Origin of the sequence: Corallococcus exercitus (assembly GCF_003611585.1) — a bacterium.
In the GTDB taxonomy this organism is placed as follows: Bacteria; Myxococcota; Myxococcia; order Myxococcales; family Myxococcaceae; genus Corallococcus; species Corallococcus exercitus.
Genome location: NZ_RAVW01000794.1, coordinates 1 through 1,232, shown reverse-complemented (window position 1 = coordinate 1,232; position 1,232 = coordinate 1). Strand labels below are relative to the sequence as shown.

Genomic DNA, 1,232 nt, shown 5'->3' with positions numbered 1-1,232 from the left:
ACCTTAAACCGCCCCCTCCCGTCCCCCCGGCCGGACTTCCTGCAACGCAGCGCGTTGCACACATTCCGTCACCTGCTCGCAACTTTTCGGCGCTTCGGGTGAGAATGGATCAACGCAGCAAGCTTTCCCTCCCCCCTTCAAAAATCCGCAAACCGCAGGAGCCTCAAGCCATGGGAACCATCGGGCGCACCTCCAACAACAACATCGCGCGCACCACCACGACCACGGGGACGACCGGCGCGGCCCCCGCCGCCAAGCCGGCCACCGCGGCCACGGCGAAGCCGGCCAACACCGTGAAGGACGGCTTCGACGCGAAGGCGACGAACAGCGCGGTGCGCACCGCGGCCCCCGCGGCCGTGTTCACCGCCCCGGCGGGTGCGAAGGACAAGGCCTATGACGGCAAGATCATGGGCAAGGGCGGCCAGGCGTTCGACGCGAGCACCCCGCTGAGCCAGATCCCCGCCTACGAGCCCAAGGGCGGCGTGAAGCAGCCCGGCACCATCATCTACGTGAACGGGATGATGACGGACAAGGCGGGCCAGGAGACCACGATGCAGGCCATCGCGGACAAGACGGGCCAGAAGACCATCGGCATCCACAACTCCACCGAGGGCTTCTTCAAGGACCTGGGCCAGTGCGTGACGGACAAGATGGACAAGGGCAAGAACCCGGCGGTGGATACGCTGGCGGACTCGCTCTACACCGAGCTGAAGGCCGGCCGTGACGTGCACCTGATGGCGCACAGCCAGGGTGGCCTCATCACCAGCCGCGCGCTGAACGACGTGGCCAAGCGGCTGCGCATCGAAGACGGGCTGTCCCCCGCCCAGGTGCAGGAGAAGCTGGGCAAGGTCTCCGTGGAGACCTTCGGCGCCGCGGCGGCGACCTACCCGGACGGCCCCAAGTACGTCCACTACGTCAACGACAAGGACCCCGTGCCGGGCCTCTTCGGCCTGGGCACCAGCGGCAAGGGCCCCCTGGACCTGCTCAAGCACGCGGGCAAGGACGCGAAGATCCGCTACTTCTCCGAGAAGAGCATCTTCTCCGGCGCGCACAACATCAACGACACGTACCTCAACCAGCGCGTCCCGTTCGACCAGGCCCGCGCGGGCTAGGGCGTGTCCGCAAATTAGAGCCAGAGGCGGATGGAGGCGATATGGACCATCGCCAGGTAGTTGGCGGCGCGCTTCTCATAGCGCGTCGCCACCCGCCGGTTCTGCTTCAAGCGATTGAAG

At 66.7% G+C, this 1,232-nt stretch carries 1 protein-coding gene and 1 pseudogene; one reads left to right on the top strand and one right to left on the bottom strand.

From position 1 onward, the window contains the following. Positions 1-170: 170 nt before the first annotated feature. Positions 171-1,112, top strand: coding sequence for an alpha/beta fold hydrolase (locus D7W79_RS42080; RefSeq protein WP_120530764.1), 942 nt, complete (start codon positions 171-173; stop codon positions 1,110-1,112). Positions 1,113-1,126: 14 nt separating this feature from the next. Here D7W79_RS42080 and D7W79_RS42075 read toward each other — a convergent pair. Then, positions 1,127-1,232: pseudogene (locus D7W79_RS42075) on the bottom strand (IS5-like element ISMra2 family transposase); the annotation flags it as partial.